Genomic DNA, 392 nt, shown 5'->3' on the forward strand with positions numbered 1-392 from the left:
GCGCTTGAAGTCTTCCTTGGTGGGGAACAGGCCCTGCACCTTGGCCGTGAACACCTCGCGGTCGTCCTCGGGCTTGGAGAGGTTGGCGATGATTTCACCGTAGCCGAACACACCCATGGCGAGCACGACGAAGTTGATGCCGTCGGTCAGTTCGGGAATGTCGAAGCTGTAGCGGGCCACGCCCGAGTTCACGTCGGTCCCCACGAGGCCGAGCAGCAGGCCCAGCACGACCGGCGTCATGCCCTGCTTGAAGGCGCGGACCGCACGCAGGCCGCGGTTGCGGTGCGCCCAGCGTGCGGCCCCCCAGGTGAGCAGGGTGCTGGGCAGCATCACGCCCGCCAGGCACAGCACCATGCCCAGCAGCCCGAGAGCCCAGCCGCCCGCATTCAGGC

At 68.1% G+C, this 392-nt stretch carries 1 protein-coding gene; it reads right to left on the minus strand.

What is annotated here, in order from left to right:
- A partial coding sequence (locus tag GVL52_RS32685) for a tripartite tricarboxylate transporter permease (RefSeq protein ID WP_200848073.1) occupies positions 1–392 on the minus strand: 392 nt, incomplete at both ends.

The sequence above is a fragment of the Rhizobium sp. 18055 genome (assembly GCF_902706285.1).
Classification (GTDB): domain Bacteria; phylum Pseudomonadota; class Alphaproteobacteria; order Rhizobiales; family Rhizobiaceae; genus Rhizobium.